At 48.3% G+C, this 549-nt stretch carries 2 tRNA genes; both read right to left on the bottom strand.

The features are described 5' to 3' along the window. Nucleotides 1-239: 239 nt before the first annotated feature. Nucleotides 240-315, bottom strand: a tRNA-Ala gene (locus CAG46_RS27500). 24 nt (nucleotides 316-339) lie between these two features. Then, nucleotides 340-416, bottom strand: a tRNA-Ile gene (locus CAG46_RS27495). Between the last annotated feature and the right edge of the window lie 133 nt (nucleotides 417-549).

Here is a 549-nt window from a genome sequence, read left to right as displayed (position 1 = left end):
AACCCCAAGCAATCTGGTTATACTGTGAAGACGACATTCGCCGAAAATTCGCATGTTGCTCTTTCGAGCAGAACTCACAAATTTTACCTTAGCCTGATTAACCAGCAGTGAAACTGGTCATCAGTCTATATCTATCACATATCCGAATTTTTAAAGAACGATCTGACAAAAGTCAGAAATCAACATTCGAACTGAATGTTCATTTCTAAGTTCTGACAAGCTACTGCGTACGGCGAAAGTGGTGGAGCCAAGCGGGATCGAACCGCTGACCTCCTGCGTGCAAGGCAGGCGCTCTCCCAGCTGAGCTATGGCCCCGTATTCTACGGCTGAACCATGTAATGGTAGGTCTGGGCAGATTTGAACTGCCGACCTCACCCTTATCAGGGGTGCGCTCTAACCAACTGAGCTACAGACCTATAACAGGGTCGCGTTACAGCATCGTCTTTTACAATGAATCAAGCAATTCGTGTGGGAGCTCATCAGCAGGCTGATGTCGTCGATTAAGGAGGTGATCCAGCCGCAGGTTCCCCTACGGCTACCTTGTTACGA

Source organism: Pseudomonas sp. B23(2017) (genome assembly GCF_002113725.1).
GTDB lineage: Bacteria > Pseudomonadota > Gammaproteobacteria > Pseudomonadales > Pseudomonadaceae > Aquipseudomonas > Aquipseudomonas putida_Z.
The sequence above is the reverse complement of the archived record's forward strand: the minus strand, read 5'-3'. Positions and strand labels throughout refer to the sequence as shown.